The sequence below is a fragment of the Streptomyces sp. S6 genome (genome assembly GCF_054880855.1).
In genome coordinates this window covers 1-1,671 of sequence record NZ_JBTYMC010000607.1, presented here as the reverse complement: position 1 = coordinate 1,671, position 1,671 = coordinate 1, and the positions used below count along the sequence as shown (strand labels likewise).

At 74.4% G+C, this 1,671-nt stretch carries 1 protein-coding gene; it reads right to left on the bottom strand.

All coding sequences use genetic code 11. From position 1 onward, the window contains the following. Positions 1-198 precede the first annotated feature (198 nt). On the bottom strand, positions 199-1,671 hold a 1,473-nt coding region (locus tag ACVNF4_RS35725), incomplete at its 5' end, for an acyl-CoA carboxylase subunit beta (RefSeq protein ID WP_461806996.1).

Genomic DNA, 1,671 nt, shown 5'->3' with positions numbered 1-1,671 from the left:
GAGGCGGTGCCAGGTGAGGGTGCGGTGGGTGGCGCGCGGGCCCGGGGTGGTGTGGTCGGCGAAGGTGAACGCCGGCCGGGCGGGGGTGCGGCCGGCCCAGTGTGCGAGGAGCTCGGGGAGGGTGCCGGGGGCGGGCATGGGGGAACTCCTCACGTCACGGGGGTGTCCGGTGCGCGGTCGCCAGAGGGGGCAGCGGGGTCAGAGCGGGATGTTGCCGTGCCGCCGGTCGGGGAGAGCGGCGCGTTTCGTGCGCAGGGTGCGCAGGGCCCCGGCGAGGTGGGCGCGGGTGGTGGCGGGGGCGATGACCGCGTCGACGTAGCCGCGTGCGGCGGCCGTGTAGGGGTTCGCCCAGGCCGTCTCGTACTCGGCGACGAGCTTCGCCCGCAGGAGGGCCGCGCGTTCCTCGCCGTCGGCCGCCGCCGCGGCGAGTTCCCTGCGGTGCAGGACGCTGACGGCGCCCTCGGCGCCCATGACGGCGATGCGGGCGGTGGGCCAGGCGAGGTTGACGTCGGCGCCGAGGTGCTTGGAGCCCATGACGGCGTATCCGCCGCCGTACGCCTTGCGCACCACGACAGTCACCTTGGGGACGGTGGCCTCGGCGTAGGCGTACAGGAGTTTCGCGCCGCGCCGGATGATCCCGCCCTGTTCCTGCCGTACCCCGGACAGGTAGCCGGGGACGTCCGCGAAGGTCACCAGGGGGATCCCGAACGCGTCGCAGAACCGCACGAACCGCGCGGCCTTCTCCGACGCGTCGATGTCGAGGGCGCCCGCGCCGTGCAGCGGCTGGTTCGCGACGACCCCGACGGAGCGCCCCTCGATCCGGGCCAGCGCGCACAGGATGTTCGGCGCGAACAGCTCGTGCACCGGCAGGAGTTCACCGTCGTCGACGACCTCCCGCAGGATCTCCCGCATGTCGTACGCGGCGCCGGGCCGGTCGGGCACGATCCCGTCCAGCCGCGGCCTGTCGGACGGACGCGCCGGGCAGCCGTACTCGGGCGGGTCCTCCCGGTTGTTGGCCGGCAGGTAGGAGAGCAGGACCCGGACGACGTCGAGGGCGTCGTCCTCGTCCTCGGCGAGGAAGTGCGCGTTGCCGTTGCCCGTGTTGCTGGTCCGGGCGCCGCCCAGTTCCTCCGGTGTGGTCCGCTCCCCCGTCACGGCCTCGATGACGTCGGGTCCGGTGACGAACATGTGGGAGGTGCCGTCGACCATGACGACGAAGTCGGTGAGGGCGGGCGAGTAGGCGGCGCCGCCCGCGCAGGGGCCCATGATCACGGAGATCTGCGGGATCACGCCGGACGCCCGGACGTTGCGGCGGGCCAGTTCCGCGTAGAGGGCGAGCGAGGCCACGCCTTCCTGGATGCGGGCTCCGCCGGAGTCGTCGAGGCCGATGACGGGGCAGCCGAGGCTGAGCGCCAGGTCCATCGTGCGGACGACCTTCTCCCCGCACGCCTCGCCCATGCTGCCGCCGTGGACGGTGGCGTCCTGCGCGAACACGCACACCTGCCGCCCGTCGATGGTCCCGGTGCCGGTGACGACGCCGTCGCCGTAGGCGGTGTCCGTGTCGTCGCCCCGGGCGCGGACCAGGGCGCCGGTCTCGGTGAAGGAGCCCTGGTCCAGGAGGCGGGCGAGGCGTTCGCGGGCGGTGAGGCGGCCTCGGGCGGCTTGCCGGGC